The organism is Comamonas sp. NyZ500 (assembly GCF_016772095.1).
Classification (GTDB): Bacteria; Pseudomonadota; Gammaproteobacteria; order Burkholderiales; family Burkholderiaceae_C; genus Comamonas; species Comamonas thiooxydans.
Window position 1 is genome coordinate 67,874 of record NZ_JAEIJE010000016.1, and the last position, 13,047, is coordinate 80,920.

Here is a 13,047-nt window from a genome sequence, read left to right on the forward strand (position 1 = left end):
CCGGCCCGCGCCCGGTGCCTGCCTCAGGTCACGGCGTGCACGGTATTGAACTCGGGCCGTTGCCATTCGCCCGATTCCAGCACCTGGCGCAGATGCTCGACGGCATTCCAGACATCGGCAAAGCCCACATACAGCGGCGTGAAACCGAAACGCAGAATGTCCTTGTGCCTGCCCGTGCCGCCGTCGCCCTTGCGGAAGTCGCCGATCACGCCGCGTGCAATCAGCGCCTGGACAATGGCGTAGGCGCCGCTGTCCTGGCCATTCACGCCCAGGCCTTCTTCCCGGGTCAGGCAGACCTGGGAGCCGCGTGCCGCATGCTCGCGCGGTGTCGCCAGACCCAGGCCGTGGCCCTGGCAGCGCTCTTCCACGAGCTGGATGAACAGATCGGTCAGCGCCAGCGATTTCTTGCGCAGCGCGGCCATGCCGCCGAAAGCCTCGGCTTCGGTGTAGATGTCGATACCGCACTGCAGCACGCTCATGCTGATCATGGGCTGGGTGCCGCAGAGATAGCGCTGTATGCCCTGGGCGGGGTGGTAGTCGGGCACGAACTTGAAGGGCTCGGCGTGGCCGAACCAGCCCGACAGCGGTTGCCAGAAACGGTTGATCAGACGCGGATGCGCCCAGACAAAGGCCGGCGCGCCGGGGCCGCCGTTGAGGTATTTGTAGCTGCAGCCCACGGCGAAGTCGGCATCGGCGCCCTTTAGGTTCACGGGCACGGCACCTGCGCTGTGGCACAGATCCCAGACGCAGAGAATGCCTTTGGCATGGGCGGCGGCCGTGACGGCTGCCATATCGTGCATGGCACCCGTGCGGTAGTTGACATGGGTGAGCATGGAGATCGCCACATCGGTCTGCAGCGCGCCGGCGATTTCCTCGGGCTCGAGCAGCACCAGCTCCAGGCCATATTCCTGGCAGACGGACTGGGCGATATAGAGATCGGTGGGGAAGTTGCTGCGCTCGCTGATCAGCTTTTTGCGGCCGGGCGCATCTTCGCGGGCGATGCGCGCGGCAGCGCTCAGCACCTTGTAGAGATTGATGGAGGTGGTGTCGGTGAACACCAGCTCGCCCTGGCCCACGCCGAGCCAGGGTGCGAACTGGTTGCCCAGGCGCTCGGGCAGCGTGATCCAGCCCGCCTTGTTCCAGGAGGTGATGAGGTCCTGGCCCCATTCCTGCGTCACCACTTCGGTCGCGCGCGCGGCGGCGGCCTTGGGCTGGGCGCCCAGGGAATTGCCGTCCAGGTAGATCATGCCCTGGGGCAGGGCAAAGCGTTCGCGCAGCGCGCGCAGCGGGTCCTGGGCGTCCAGAGCCTGGCAATCTTGCAAAGTGGTCATTGTCTTCCTTCTCTCATTTTGATAGCTACTGACGATGATTGTGTCTACGCCAGAGCCGGTTCTGATTCAAATATGGCTGGACTCGAATTCGCCCATTGTGTCCGAGACCGGGGCGGCCCCGCTGCCTCGCACCAAGCGCATCAGAGCAGGCTGCGCAACACGGCACGCACCGGCGAGGCATCGGCTTCGATGAGCTTGAGCGGCAGAGCGATCAACTCATAGTCACCCTCGCTAACCTCGTCGAGCACCAGGTTCTCCAGCACGCGCAGGCCGCGCTGGCGGATCACCATATGGCTGTCCAGGCTCTTGCTGCTGGCGGGGTCTATGCTGGCAGTGTCTATGCCGATCAGCTTGACGCCGAGGTCGGCCAGCTTTCGCACGGTTTCGGGGGCATAGGCGGCGAGGTCAGCATCCCAGCCGGTGGGCGCTTTCTCGTAGGTGCGCACCAGCACGCGCGCGGGCAGGCCGGCATCGATGGCGTGCGTTATGTGACTCCATTCGATCAGCGGCCCGCAGCCCATGGCGTGGATCACGCGGCAGGGGCCCAGAAAGGCATCCAGATCGACGGCGCCAATGGCCGCGCCCTGCGCATCGTAGTGCAGCGGCGCATCGGCATGCGCGCCCACATGGGGCGAGAGATGAATGGCGCTGACATTGACCGGGCAGCCCGGGCCAATGCTGGCCACCCATTCCTGGCTATAGGGTGTGTCGCCCGGAAACACCGGTGCGGCAGGATGAATGGCAGGAGAAATATCCCAGATCTGGCGTGTCATGGTGCAACTAGCAATATGTGTATTTCAGCGGGAGCGTGACAAGTAGCGCAGCCTATGTCAAAGACACCGAGCAAGGGCCGCCCCGCAGCGATGGTGTCGTCCCCCTCCCATAGCGCGCAGCGCGTAGAGAGAGGGGGAAGCGGCGGGGCCGCCTAGGCAAAGCCGCTCAGGGGGTGACCTTCTTCTTCCTATACCAAAGAGCATAGACCAGTACCAGCACGATCAGAAACGGCACGCCCACCAGCACGGTGGTGTGGAACTCCTTGGTAAACAGCGTGGTGACGATCACGCCCGCCATCAGCAAGGCGCCGACCAGGGTCAGCACGGGAAAGCCCCACATGCGGAACTCCAGCTTCTGGCCCGGGTGTTCGCGTTGCCAGCGCGGGCGGAAGAACAGATGGGTCACGAACACCATGAACCAGGCAAACATGGCGCCGAACATGGCGATCGACATCATCAGCTCCAGCGACTGCTCGGGCTTGAGCACGTTGAGCACCATGGCCACGGCCATGCCCAGGCAGGAGACGGCAATTGCGCCCAGCGGCACGCCGCTTTTGCTGAGTTTGCTCAGGCCCTTGGGGGCATAGCCGCCGCGCGAGAGGCTGAACATCATGCGCGAGGTGACGTAGAGCTGGCTGTTCATGGCCGACAGCGAGGCCAGCAACACCACGAAGTTGAGGGCCGCGGCCGCGCCGGGGATCTGCAAAATCTCCATCACCTTGACGAACGGGCTCTTGTCCGTGCCCGCATGGCTCCAGGGTACGACGGCCAACATCAGTGCCAGCGACAAGAGATAGAACAGCACCAGGCGCAGCACCGTGGTGCGGAAGGCGCGGGTCACGGCCTGCTTGGGGTTCTGGGCTTCGCCGGCCGCAATGGCAATGGATTCCAGGCTCAGATAGCTGAAGATGGCCACGATCACGCCCACCCAGGTGCCCCACCAGCCGTTGGGGAAGAAGCCGCCGTCGACAAAGTAGTTGTCGAAGCCCACGCCCTCGGGCCGGGTGCCGAAGACCACATAGGCGCCGATCAGGATGAAGGCCACGATGGCAATCACCTTGACCATGGAGAACCAGTACTCGACCTGGCCGAAGGCCTTGACGCTGGTGGCATTGACGGCGGCCAGCAGGACCGAGAACAGCGCCACCCAGATCCATGGGTCCACCGTGGGGAACCAGTAGGCCATGTACTTGCCCACAGCCGTGACCTCCATGCCCACGGCCAGCACCACGGCTCCCCAGTAGGCATAGCGCACCACAAAGCCGGCCAGCGGACTGATGTAGTGCTCGGCGTAGGCGCCGAAGGAGCCCGAGGTGGGGTGGGCCACGGTCATCTCGGCCAGGCATCCCATGAGCAGCAGGCCGATGAAGGCGCCGATGGCGTAGCTGATGAGCACGCTGGGACCGGCAAAGCCGATGGCAAAGGCGCTGCCCATGAAGAGACCGGTACCGATGGCGCCGCCGATGGCGATCATGGTCATCTGGGCCGAGTTCAGGTGCTGCTGCAAGCCTGTCTCGCGTTGCTGAATACTGTCAAAGTTGGCCATTGCTGACTTGCGCGTGCGAAAAATCGAAGCGGCAAGTATCCCGCGAATGACCGGCTGCGGCGGCGTGGCGGCGAATGTCCCTGACCCGGCCGGCTTAGCGCTGCGTGCCGGCGTAGTTGCCAGGCGTCAGCGCATGATGGGCCTTGAAGGCGCGCTGCATATGGGCCTGATCGGCAAAGCCCATCTGGTGAGCGACCGAGGCCAGGGGCTCGCCCTGGGCCAGCAGGTGGCGCACGCCATTGAGGCGCAGGTTGAGGCGGTAGGCCCCGGGCGTGACGCCGGTGACGGCCCTGAAGCGGCGGATGAAACGGCTGGGGCTCATGCCGCAGCGCAGGGCCAGGGCCTGGACGCTGGTTTCGTCTTCGGGGCTGCGGTGCATGTGCTGCAGCGCAGGCAGGACGGCATTGGGCGGCTGGGGCTCTGGGGCAGGGGAGTCGGCGGCACGGCCCAGCAGCTGCAGGAAATCCGTCAGCGATTGCTCGTGCTGCCGCAGCTGCGCATCCGTGGCGCTGCCGGCAAGCGGCTGGCAGAGACGGTCTGCCCAGCGCGAGATTTCTGGCTTGTGCAGCGCGCGCCGTGCAAAGCGCAGGCCGCCGACGCCGAGCCGCTCATGAACCCAGTCGGCCTGCACGAACAGCATGCGGTAAGACCAGGGCTGCAATGTCTCGGGGTTGCAGGCATGCCAGTGGCCGGGCTCGATCAGCACCACGCTGCCAGCACTCAATGCTTCGGGGCCATCGTCATGCAGAAACAGGGTCTCGCCCTCATCCACGATGCCTATGGAGTACTGCGCGTGCGCATGCAGCCGGTAGCTGTAGCAGGATTGGCGGCTGATGCGCAGCTCGGCCCAGGGCAGGGCCGGGTGGCGGTGGAAATGGTGGCTGGGGGCTGGCATGACGGCCTCATCATGCCAGCATGCTGACCACGCTTGCCACCAGCACCATGGCCAGGGCCTGGTTCAGCCGCCGCTGACGCAGGGGCGTGCTCAGCCATTGGGTCAGTGCATGGCCCAGCGCGGCCCAGCAGCCAACGCCGAGCAGGCAGGCCAACAAGGAGACGGCGCAAAACAGCAGCAATGCAGCAGGCAGCGAGACCTGCTGCGCCGCCAGAGGGGCCACAAACATGCCGATGCCCGAAAGCGCCACCAACCAGGCCTTGGGGTTGAGGCTCTGAATGGCAATGCCTTGCACGAACGCTCCGCCTGGACCGGCCGGCAGTGACGAGGGCACGCTTTCCCTGGCTGCCCGGCCATGGGCCCCGGGGGCATTGGCCAGCTGCCAGGCCAGCCAGAGCAGATAGAGAGCACAGACACGCGGCGCCCAGCGCAGCAGCTCGGGCTGCTTGAGCAGCCATTGCCCGCTCTGGCCCATCAGCCAGACGATGACGGCGTAGCTGACGCTGGCTCCCAGTACATAGCAGAAGGCGGCGCCAGCGCGGCCGTTGCCATGGCGCAGGGCCAGCACGTTCACCGGCCCTGGCGTGATGGCGCCGGCGAGTGCAAATCCGGCCATGGCCAGAACAGAAGAAAGCATGGACAAACCTGAAACAAGAGGTCGCCAGTCTGAGTCCTTGGCCGTTCCAGGTATTGAACAAAATTGCGCCTTTGCTTGGTTAACAAGTGCAAAACGGTGTCTTTTTCAGACAAGGAGCGAAGCTAACTTGCGTTACGCTTGAATGCTTTCGCGAACCTGACCCCCGTCCCACCTTCCATGTCATCCGCAGCAGCTTCTAGCCCATCCCGAGTCTGGCCGGCCGTACGCATGGTGGGGCGTGCAGACATGGGTCGCCAGCGCAGCAATAACGAAGACTCGGTGGGGCTGGAGCCGCAGGCCAGGCCCTGGCCGGTTGCAGTGCTGGCCGACGGCATGGGCGGCTATAACGCGGGCGAGGTGGCCAGCGTCATGGCCGTGGAGCTGATCACGACCAGCGTGCAGCACGGTCCGGCCGCCGATGAATCCATGCTGGCAGCACAGTGCGAGCTGACGGACTCTCTGCACATGGCCAATACGGCCATCTATGCCGCCGCGCAGTCCACGCCCGGCTGCAGCGGCATGGGCACCACGGTGGTGGCCGCCCTGGTGCTGGCGAGCGAAGTGCTGATTGCCCATCTGGGCGACTCCAGGGCCTATGCCTGGCGTGCCGGCCGGCTGCAGCGCCTGACGCGCGACCATTCGCTGGTGCAGCAGGATATCGATGCCGGCCTGATCAGCGAGGCCGATGCCAGGACCTCGCGCTACGGCCATCTGGTGACTAGAGCGTTGGGAGTGATGCCCCAGGTGGAGCCGGAGCTGAACCACTGGCCGCTGCAGCAGGGTGACCGCATTCTGCTGTGCTCGGACGGCCTGACCGATATGCTGAGCGACGCCAGCCTTGCCTCCCTGTTCGAGGAAAACCTGCCGCTGGAGCGGTTGCAGGAGGCCTTGATCGAGGCGGCCAATGCCGCGGGAGGCAAGGACAATATCGGCGTGGTGCTGATTGAGCAGGGCGCCTGATCCCCGGATCTGACCGGGACTCTTAGATCAGACCGCTTTCCAGCGGAGGCAGCTGATGGCGCTGGCGCACGCGGTTGCAGGCGTCCGAGCCCGCGGCGAACTCCCGGCAAGGGGAGGGGCGCCATTCATAAATGCCGCAGTACGCCTTCTCTCCCACCTTGCCCACCAGAGCTGCACAGCGTGGCCTGGCCCAGTCCGTGCCACGCATGCGGCAGGTGTAGTCGGTGACTTCCTCAACCAGCCCTGCGGGGACACTGCCCCCATGCTCCTGGGACTCGTGCACGGAAAAATCGACACGAAAGGACGCACAGCAGGCGCCGCAGCTAAGGCAGGGGTGGGTCATGGGAAGGCGGAGTTTTTCCGGTGGGGCGGCGATTTTCGCAGCTGTGCAAATCCTTTGGTTGTGCCGGGCCGCAGATTTGTCAACCGCGCCGCTCAATACCCGCCCAAAAGTCCATGCTGCTGGTGCCAATTCGCCACCGTTGTGCACCAATCGCCTACAGTAAATGGAAAATGAGAATCAAAATCAATTAATAATGCGCTATGAGTTCTTTGCAGTCCCCCTCGGCGAGGTCTGAGGCAGTGTCAGTTACTTCGTCCATGAATGCTCTTTCTGTTCAAGCGTCTGAATCCGGCGTGCCATCTTCCAGCGCTGCAGCCACGGCCACCGGGCCCATCATGGGCCTGGATCAGCTGGTGGTGAATCAGCCGGCCCGGGTGGTGGATCTGGCTTCCTCCGAAGGCGAGGATGAAAGCCTGTTGCTCAGACTCATGGAAATCGGCTTTCTGCCCGGTGAGTCCGTGCGCGTCGTTGCCACCGGCTTTCCCGGCCCCGACCCACTGGCCGTGCGCATAGGCCAGGCGACGTTTGCGCTGCGCCGCCACGAGGCGTCCCAGGTGCTGGTGCAGCTGGAGGCCGCAGCATGAACGCGCGTGAATCCAAGATCACCATGATGAGCTCTCAAGCTGCGGAGCAGGCGCCCCTGCGTGCCGCGCTGCTGGGCAATCCGAATTGCGGCAAGACGGCGCTGTTCAATCTGCTGACCGGCGCGCGCCAGAAGGTGGCCAACTACGCGGGCGTGACCGTGGAGCGCAAGGAAGGCTGGCTGAGCACGCCCGGCAAGCGCCGCGTGCGCGTGCTGGACCTGCCCGGCACCTACAGCCTCGATGCGCACAGCGAAGACGAGCGCATCACGCGCGACATCGTCAAGGGCCAGCATCCGCGCGAAGCGCCGCCCGAGCTGCTGGTCTGCGTGACCGATGCCACCCATCTGCGCCTGAACCTGCGTCTGGTGCTGGAAGCGCGCGCTCTGGGCCTGCCCATGGTGGTGGTGCTCAATATGAGCGATATGGCGCGTCGCCAGGGACTGGTCATCGACAAGGCCAGGCTCAGCGAGCTGCTGGGCGTGCCCGTGGTGGAGAGCGTGGGCGTGCATCTGTCCGGCGCCAAGGATTTGCTGGCCTGGCTGGACAGCGAGCAGGCCAGGCAGCTCAAGGCGCCGACGCTCGAAGGCCAGTTCAAGCCCGTGACGGGCAGCAACTCGCGCGCCCAGCTGCTGGCCCTGCACCAGCAGGTAGCCGAGATCATGCGCCAGACCGTGCAGGAGCCCGCGGCTCCCACGCAGCGTGACGATCGCATCGACTCCGTGGTGCTGCACCCGCTGTGGGGCACGCTGCTGCTGGTGGTGACTCTGTTCCTGATGTTCCAGGCCGTGTTCAGCTGGGCCGAGCCCCTGATGGACGGCATCGAAGGCCTGGTCAGCGACTTCGGCCAGTGGGTGCATGGCGTGATGCCCGATGGCGTGCTGCGCAGCCTGCTGGTGGACGGCGTGATTGCCGGCACAGGCTCGGTGGTGGTCTTTTTGCCGCAGATCCTGATTCTGTTCTTCTTCATCCTGGTGCTGGAAGACTCGGGCTATCTGCCGCGCGCCGCCTTTTTGCTGGACCGCATCATGGGCAGCGTGGGCCTGTCCGGACGCTCCTTCATCCCGTTGCTGTCCAGCTTTGCCTGTGCCGTGCCCGGCATCATGGCCACGCGTTCGATCTCCAGCTGGCGCGACCGTCTGCTGACCATCATGATCGCGCCGCTGATGACCTGCTCGGCACGCCTGCCCGTGTACACGCTGCTGATCGGCGCCTTCATCCCCGAGCAGACCGTGGCCGGCTTCTTCAATCTGCAGGGCCTGGTGCTGTTTGCCCTCTATGTGGGCGGCATCGTCAGTGCCATGGCCGTGGCCTGGGTGGGCAAGCTGGCCACCAAGGTCAAGACCCGCACGCCGCTGCTGATGGAGCTGCCTTCCTACCGCATCCCCAGCCTGCGCAGCCTGGTGCTGGGCCTGTACGAGCGGGCCATGATCTTCCTGCGCCGCGTCGGCGGCATCATTCTGACCGTCAGCATCGTGCTGTGGTTCCTCTCCAGCTACCCAGGTGCTCCCGAGGGCGTGACCGAAGGCGCGATTCGCTACAGCTTCGCGGGCCAGATCGGCCGTGCGCTGGAAGTGGTGCTGGCACCCATCGGCTTCAACTGGCAGATCGCCATTGCGCTGGTGCCCGGCATGGCCGCACGCGAGGTGGCGGTGGGTGCGCTCGGTACGGTGTATGCGCTGTCGGCCGTGGGCGATGACGCCATGGCCCAGCAGCTGAGCCCGCTGATCGCCAGCAGCTGGTCGATGGCGACCGCGCTGTCGCTGCTGGTCTGGTTTGTGTTTGCGCCCCAGTGCATCTCCACGCTGGCCATGGTCAAGCGCGAAACCAATGGCTGGCGCTATCCGCTGCTGATGGCCGGCTATCTGTTTGCTCTGGCCTATCTGGCCAGCTTTGTGACCTATCGCGTCGCCGTGGCCCTGGGCTGGGGCTGAGAAAGGATTGTCTATGTGGCAGGAACTGATAGTGGGCGCCATCGTGCTGGTGGCCGCCGTGTCGCTGGCCTGGCGTTTCATGCCCGCCGGTCTGCGCAGCAAGCTGACGCGGGTTCATCCTTCGCTGGCGCCGGCGGGCAAGAGCGGCAGCTGCGGCGGTTGCAGCGCCTGTGGTGGCGACAGCTGCTCGGATACGCGCAAGGCTTGAACACAGGCGGAGCCTGACCGCATCAGCTAAAAATATAGCTGCCTGCGATTGTCATCTATGCATTTCAGATGCTTTTGTATCTGAAGTGATTGATTGGCAAGCGCAGGCAGCTTTTTATTTGGTAGCGATAGTGCTTGCGGGCTTGCCGAAAGCTCAGGCGGCTTCCAGCCAGGGCTGGACTTCTTCCTCGCTCAGTGCCGACAGGCCGAACTTCTGGCGTGTGTCATGGCAGCCGTAGGAGGCAAACGGAAAGTCGCGGCAGGGGCGCGAGCGCTGCTCGTAAATGCCGCAGCCTATGCAGCCCGCGCCGACCTCGGGCAGCTCGCGCAGCGCCACGCAGCGCACCGGGTGGCGCTCCGTGCCGTTCATGCGCGCGCGATTGCCCTTGCCGGGCACTTCATGGGCCAGCTCATCGGGGACGGTGCCGCCCATGGATTGCAGCTCGTAAATGGAAAACTCAACGCGGTAGTTCTGGCAGCAGGCGCCACAGCTCAGGCAGGGGTGGACGGATTCGGACATCGTGTTTTTTCAAGGGTTCAGGCATCGGGGTCGCGCCGTCCTCCTCCGGGAAGGACGGCTTTCTAGGGAGCAGAGGGAAGCCGGCGCACAGGGCTGTCTGCGGCTTCCGGTGCCGAGCCACTAGGTATGGCCTTGAAGAAACTTCAGATAGAAGGTGTGGATGCGTACATAAAGCGCACGCACGCGCGCGGCAAAGGATTTGCGCGGGCCGAAGAAGGAAGGCACGCGCGTGTGGCGTGCCATATGCGGCTGGCGCAGCGCCAGCAGGCCGCCGCGCTGGCCGTAGCGGGCATCGCCCTGGGTGGGGCGCAGCGGAAACAGAAACACCGCCAGCTGGCGCAGGGCCCGCTGGCGGTGTGGGGATGTGATGTGGCTCAGGTGCATGGGTGTGGTGGTATGCAGATGAGCCCGGACGTGCCGAATCAGCCTGGCTGGCGGCCCAGCAGCAGGTACTCCATGAGAGCCTTTTGCACATGCATGCGATTTTGGCTTTGGCACGCGGCATGCTGCCGCTTCACACCCGCGAAGCGGGTATGAGCCTGCGCCCGAATCGCATGCTGGCTCTGGCGAGCCGTCGCGTGCACCGATGTCTTCGCCATCAGTCCACGCGACCCAGCAAAAGGTACTCCATGAGAGCCTTTTGCACATGCATGCGATTCTCGGCCTCGTCCCAGACCACGGATTGCGGTCCGTCTATGACTTCGGCCTCCACTTCCTCGCCGCGGTGGGCGGGCAGGCAGTGCATGAACAGGGCATCGGCCTTGGCCGAGGCCATCATCTCGGCATCCACGCACCAGTCGGCAAAAGCCTTCTTGCGCGCCTCGTTCTCGGCTTCGTAGCCCATGCTGGTCCAGACATCGGTGGTGACCAGATCGGCGCCCTTGCAGGCTTCGAGAGGGTCCTTGAACACCTTGTAGCAGCCGGGGTTGACGGGCTTGCCGTTGAAGGCCAGCTGCTCGTCCACCTCGTAGCCGCCGGGTGTGCTGACATGAACTGTGAAGCCCAGCAGATCGGCGGCCTGCAGCCAGGTGTTGGCCATGTTGTTGCCGTCGCCCACCCAGGCCACCACCTTGCCCTTGATCGAGCCGCGGTGCTCGATGAAGGTGAAGATGTCGGCCAGGATCTGGCAGGGGTGGAACTCGTTGGTCAGTCCGTTGATGACGGGCACGCGCGAGTACTGGGCAAAGCGCTCGATCTTGTCCTGACCAAAGGTGCGGATCATGACCAGATCGGTCATGCGGCTGATGACGCGTGCGCTATCTTCAATCGGCTCGGAGCGGCCCAGCTGGCTGTCGCCCGTGGTCAGGTGGACCACGGAGCCGCCGAGCTGGTACATACCGGCTTCGAAGCTGACGCGGGTGCGCGTGCTGGCCTTCTCGAAGATCATGGCCATGGTGCGGTCGATCAGCGTGTGGTGCTTCTCGTAACCCTTGAACTTTTTCTTGATCAGGGCGGCACGTTCCAGCAGGTAGTCGTATTCATCTGCCGTGAAGTCGCTAAATTGCAGGTAATGCTTCATGCGGAATTCCTTGGAGGATCAGGCAGCCAGAATAGCTTGAACCAGGGGCTTGAGCCTGGCGACGATTTCGTCGGCTTCGGCCTTGCTCAGGATCAGCGGCGGCACCAGGCGAATCACGGTGTCGGCGGTCACGCTCAGCAGCAGGCCGGCTTCTGCGGCCTGGCCAATCAGCTCGCCACAGGGCTTGGTCAGCTCCACGCCAATCATCAGGCCCTGGCCGCGCACTTCGACGAAGCCTTCGAGGCTGCCCAGTTCAGCCTGCAGTTTAGCTTTCAGATATTCACCCACTTCAGTGGTATGAGCCAGCAGGCCGTCTTCCTCCATGATGCGGATGGTTTCCACCCCGGCGCGCATGGACAGAGGGTTGCCGCCAAAGGTGGAGCCATGGTTGCCTGCCTTGAGCACTTCGGCAGCCGCCTTGTGCGCCACTACGGCGCCCACGGGCACGCCAGAGCCCAGTCCCTTGGCCAGGGTCATCACATCGGGGGTGATGCCGGCCCACTGATGGGCAAACCATTTGCCGGTGCGGCCCATGCCGGCCTGAACCTCGTCCATGATCAGCAGCCAGCCCTTGGCATCGCACAGCTCGCGCACCTTCTTCAGATAGTCGGCGCGCATGGGGTGCAGACCGCCTTCGCCCTGGATGGGCTCCATCATGATGGCGACGATGTTGGGATTGCCTTCGGTCGCATCGATCAGGGCTTCGTAATCATTGGGTGCGATGCGGGTGAAGCCAGCGAGCAGATCGCCAAAGCCGTTGCGTACCTTGGGGTTGGCCGTGGCGCTCATGGTGGCGATGGAGCGGCCGTGGAAAGCATGGTCATAGACCACGATTTCGGGCTTGGCAATGCCCTTGTCCACGCCGTATTTGCGGGCGATCTTGATCGCGGCCTCGTTGGCTTCCAGACCGGTGTTGCAGAAGAACACATTGGTCATGCCCGAGCGCTCGGTCAGCAGCTTGGCCAGGGTTTCCTGGCCGGGCACATGGTAGTAGTTGCTGGTGTGGATCAGCTTGGCCACCTGCTCTTGCAGGGCAGGCACCAGCTTGGGGTGGTTGTGCCCCAGGGTGTTGACGGCAATGCCGCCCAGCGCGTCCAGGTATTCCTTGCCGTTCACGTCCCAAACGCGGCAGCCCTGGCCGCGCTCCAGCGCGATGGGTACGCGGCCGTAAGTGGGCATAACGTGGGGCGAAGCTGCCTCGATGAAAGCGGTCATTGCAAGAATCTCCTGAGAAGGAAGGTCAACGGCGCACGGTGGCGCCTGAAAAATGAGAGCTTTGATTCTAGAGTGCCCGGATAACCCCAACATTGCGGATTGCGCATCGCTGCCATGCAATCAACCTACGCCATTGTGGGGTTGACAGCATGGCTCTTATACAAGAGTTAGAATGCTTGTTTAGGCATGTTGGCGGGGATCCCGCCTGGTTGCCGGATCTTTTTGGCGAATATTTGATGGTTACCCCTTCCAGCAAAGAACTGTTCATCATGGGTATGACCCATGCCGGAAAAACCTTTCGACCCAGTGACTGGGCCGAGCGCTTGGCCGGTGTCATGAGTCAGTTTCGCCCTGGTGGAGCCTGCGCCGGAAGCCATCTGAGCTACTCTCCCTGGTGCGTGCCCACGGTGATGAACGGCACCAAATGCGTGGTCATCAACCGGGATCTGCGCGACTACGAGCCCATGGCCTGGGACTTCTGCTTGAACTTCGCCAAGGACAACGATCTGCAAGTGGCCGAGGCCTGCCTGCTTCCTGACAAGCTGCCAGCCGGCAAGAAGTGATTTTTCAGGTGCCAAGAGGCGCC

The 13,047-nt window shown here is 64.0% G+C and carries 15 protein-coding genes; 5 read left to right on the plus strand and 10 right to left on the minus strand.

What is annotated here, in order from left to right; all coding sequences use genetic code 11:
- Positions 1 to 23: 23 nt before the first annotated feature.
- The 5 genes from kynU to JAO85_RS19985 form a co-directional block, all read right to left on the minus strand.
- The gene (gene kynU, locus JAO85_RS19965) at positions 24 to 1,331 is read right to left on the minus strand and encodes a kynureninase (RefSeq protein WP_202788837.1); all 1,308 of its coding nucleotides are present in this window, start codon (positions 1,329 to 1,331) and stop codon (positions 24 to 26) included.
- 140 nt (positions 1,332 to 1,471) lie between these two features.
- Positions 1,472 to 2,104 (minus strand): arylformamidase, encoded by a 633-nt coding sequence (gene kynB / locus JAO85_RS19970; protein WP_202788838.1) that lies wholly within the window; start codon positions 2,102 to 2,104, stop codon positions 1,472 to 1,474.
- A 166-nt stretch (positions 2,105 to 2,270) separates the two neighbouring features.
- Complete coding sequence (locus JAO85_RS19975) at positions 2,271 to 3,650, minus strand: amino acid permease (RefSeq protein ID WP_039049074.1); 1,380 nt, start codon at positions 3,648 to 3,650, stop codon at positions 2,271 to 2,273.
- Between the two features lie 94 nt (positions 3,651 to 3,744).
- Positions 3,745 to 4,545 carry an AraC family transcriptional regulator gene (locus JAO85_RS19980; protein WP_202788839.1) on the minus strand — a complete coding sequence of 267 codons (801 nt, stop codon included), beginning with the start codon at positions 4,543 to 4,545 and terminating at the stop codon, positions 3,745 to 3,747.
- A gap of 10 nt (positions 4,546 to 4,555) precedes the next feature.
- On the minus strand, positions 4,556 to 5,182 hold the full coding sequence (locus tag JAO85_RS19985; protein ID WP_039049075.1) for a LysE family translocator: 627 nt from the start codon (positions 5,180 to 5,182) through the stop codon (positions 4,556 to 4,558).
- Between the two features lie 228 nt (positions 5,183 to 5,410).
- Between JAO85_RS19985 and JAO85_RS19990 the strand changes: the two genes are divergently transcribed.
- The gene (locus tag JAO85_RS19990; protein ID WP_012839463.1) at positions 5,411 to 6,142 is read left to right on the plus strand and encodes a Stp1/IreP family PP2C-type Ser/Thr phosphatase; all 732 of its coding nucleotides are present in this window, start codon (positions 5,411 to 5,413) and stop codon (positions 6,140 to 6,142) included.
- A 22-nt stretch (positions 6,143 to 6,164) separates the two neighbouring features.
- On the opposite strand, the gene JAO85_RS19995 is transcribed toward JAO85_RS19990, so the two are convergent.
- The gene (locus tag JAO85_RS19995; RefSeq protein ID WP_034353576.1) at positions 6,165 to 6,485 is read right to left on the minus strand and encodes a YkgJ family cysteine cluster protein; all 321 of its coding nucleotides are present in this window, start codon (positions 6,483 to 6,485) and stop codon (positions 6,165 to 6,167) included.
- A gap of 257 nt (positions 6,486 to 6,742) precedes the next feature.
- On the opposite strand from JAO85_RS19995, the gene JAO85_RS20000 reads away from it, so the two are divergent.
- The 3 genes from JAO85_RS20000 to JAO85_RS20010 are packed head-to-tail and all read left to right on the plus strand — an operon-like array spanning position 6,743 to position 9,208.
- Positions 6,743 to 7,069 carry a FeoA family protein gene (locus JAO85_RS20000; RefSeq protein WP_003067096.1) on the plus strand — a complete coding sequence of 109 codons (327 nt, stop codon included), beginning with the start codon at positions 6,743 to 6,745 and terminating at the stop codon, positions 7,067 to 7,069.
- Positions 7,066 to 9,000, plus strand: coding sequence for a ferrous iron transporter B (locus tag JAO85_RS20005; RefSeq protein ID WP_202788840.1), 1,935 nt, complete (start codon positions 7,066 to 7,068; stop codon positions 8,998 to 9,000). Before JAO85_RS20000 ends, JAO85_RS20005 begins: the two co-directional genes overlap by 4 nt.
- A gap of 13 nt (positions 9,001 to 9,013) precedes the next feature.
- Positions 9,014 to 9,208 (plus strand): hypothetical protein, encoded by a 195-nt coding sequence (locus tag JAO85_RS20010; protein ID WP_003067100.1) that lies wholly within the window; start codon positions 9,014 to 9,016, stop codon positions 9,206 to 9,208.
- A 153-nt stretch (positions 9,209 to 9,361) separates the two neighbouring features.
- On the opposite strand, the gene JAO85_RS20015 is transcribed toward JAO85_RS20010, so the two are convergent.
- From JAO85_RS20015 to JAO85_RS20030, 4 genes are all read right to left on the minus strand, one after another.
- Positions 9,362 to 9,727 (minus strand): YkgJ family cysteine cluster protein, encoded by a 366-nt coding sequence (locus tag JAO85_RS20015; RefSeq protein WP_202788841.1) that lies wholly within the window; start codon positions 9,725 to 9,727, stop codon positions 9,362 to 9,364.
- 120 nt (positions 9,728 to 9,847) lie between these two features.
- Complete coding sequence (locus JAO85_RS20020) at positions 9,848 to 10,111, minus strand: hypothetical protein (RefSeq protein WP_003067103.1); 264 nt, start codon at positions 10,109 to 10,111, stop codon at positions 9,848 to 9,850.
- A gap of 214 nt (positions 10,112 to 10,325) precedes the next feature.
- Positions 10,326 to 11,246, minus strand: coding sequence for an ornithine carbamoyltransferase (gene argF, locus JAO85_RS20025; protein ID WP_012839458.1), 921 nt, complete (start codon positions 11,244 to 11,246; stop codon positions 10,326 to 10,328).
- A gap of 18 nt (positions 11,247 to 11,264) precedes the next feature.
- Entirely contained in the window at positions 11,265 to 12,461 is a 1,197-nt protein-coding gene (locus JAO85_RS20030; RefSeq protein ID WP_034380459.1) for an aspartate aminotransferase family protein, read from the minus strand.
- Positions 12,462 to 12,697: 236 nt separating this feature from the next.
- Here JAO85_RS20030 and JAO85_RS20035 point away from each other — a divergent pair, with 236 nt between their 5' ends.
- Positions 12,698 to 13,024, plus strand: coding sequence for a DUF3579 domain-containing protein (locus JAO85_RS20035; protein WP_003052588.1), 327 nt, complete (start codon positions 12,698 to 12,700; stop codon positions 13,022 to 13,024).
- Positions 13,025 to 13,047: the final 23 nt, after the last annotated feature.

Coding starts and splice junctions, on each gene's coding strand:
- kynU (WP_202788837.1), bottom strand. CDS start 1,331: ATGACCACTTTGCAAGATTGCCAGGCTCTGGACGCCCAGGACCCGCTG.
- kynB (WP_202788838.1), bottom strand. CDS start 2,104: ATGACACGCCAGATCTGGGATATTTCTCCTGCCATTCATCCTGCCGCA.
- JAO85_RS19975 (WP_039049074.1), bottom strand. CDS start 3,650: ATGGCCAACTTTGACAGTATTCAGCAACGCGAGACAGGCTTGCAGCAG.
- JAO85_RS19980 (WP_202788839.1), bottom strand. CDS start 4,545: ATGCCAGCCCCCAGCCACCATTTCCACCGCCACCCGGCCCTGCCCTGG.
- JAO85_RS19985 (WP_039049075.1), bottom strand. CDS start 5,182: ATGCTTTCTTCTGTTCTGGCCATGGCCGGATTTGCACTCGCCGGCGCC.
- JAO85_RS19990 (WP_012839463.1), top strand. CDS start 5,411: ATGGTGGGGCGTGCAGACATGGGTCGCCAGCGCAGCAATAACGAAGAC.
- JAO85_RS19995 (WP_034353576.1), bottom strand. CDS start 6,485: ATGACCCACCCCTGCCTTAGCTGCGGCGCCTGCTGTGCGTCCTTTCGT.
- JAO85_RS20000 (WP_003067096.1), top strand. CDS start 6,743: ATGAATGCTCTTTCTGTTCAAGCGTCTGAATCCGGCGTGCCATCTTCC.
- JAO85_RS20005 (WP_202788840.1), top strand. CDS start 7,066: ATGAACGCGCGTGAATCCAAGATCACCATGATGAGCTCTCAAGCTGCG.
- JAO85_RS20010 (WP_003067100.1), top strand. CDS start 9,014: ATGTGGCAGGAACTGATAGTGGGCGCCATCGTGCTGGTGGCCGCCGTG.
- JAO85_RS20015 (WP_202788841.1), bottom strand. CDS start 9,727: ATGTCCGAATCCGTCCACCCCTGCCTGAGCTGTGGCGCCTGCTGCCAG.
- JAO85_RS20020 (WP_003067103.1), bottom strand. CDS start 10,111: ATGCACCTGAGCCACATCACATCCCCACACCGCCAGCGGGCCCTGCGC.
- argF (WP_012839458.1), bottom strand. CDS start 11,246: ATGAAGCATTACCTGCAATTTAGCGACTTCACGGCAGATGAATACGAC.
- JAO85_RS20030 (WP_034380459.1), bottom strand. CDS start 12,461: ATGACCGCTTTCATCGAGGCAGCTTCGCCCCACGTTATGCCCACTTAC.
- JAO85_RS20035 (WP_003052588.1), top strand. CDS start 12,698: ATGGTTACCCCTTCCAGCAAAGAACTGTTCATCATGGGTATGACCCAT.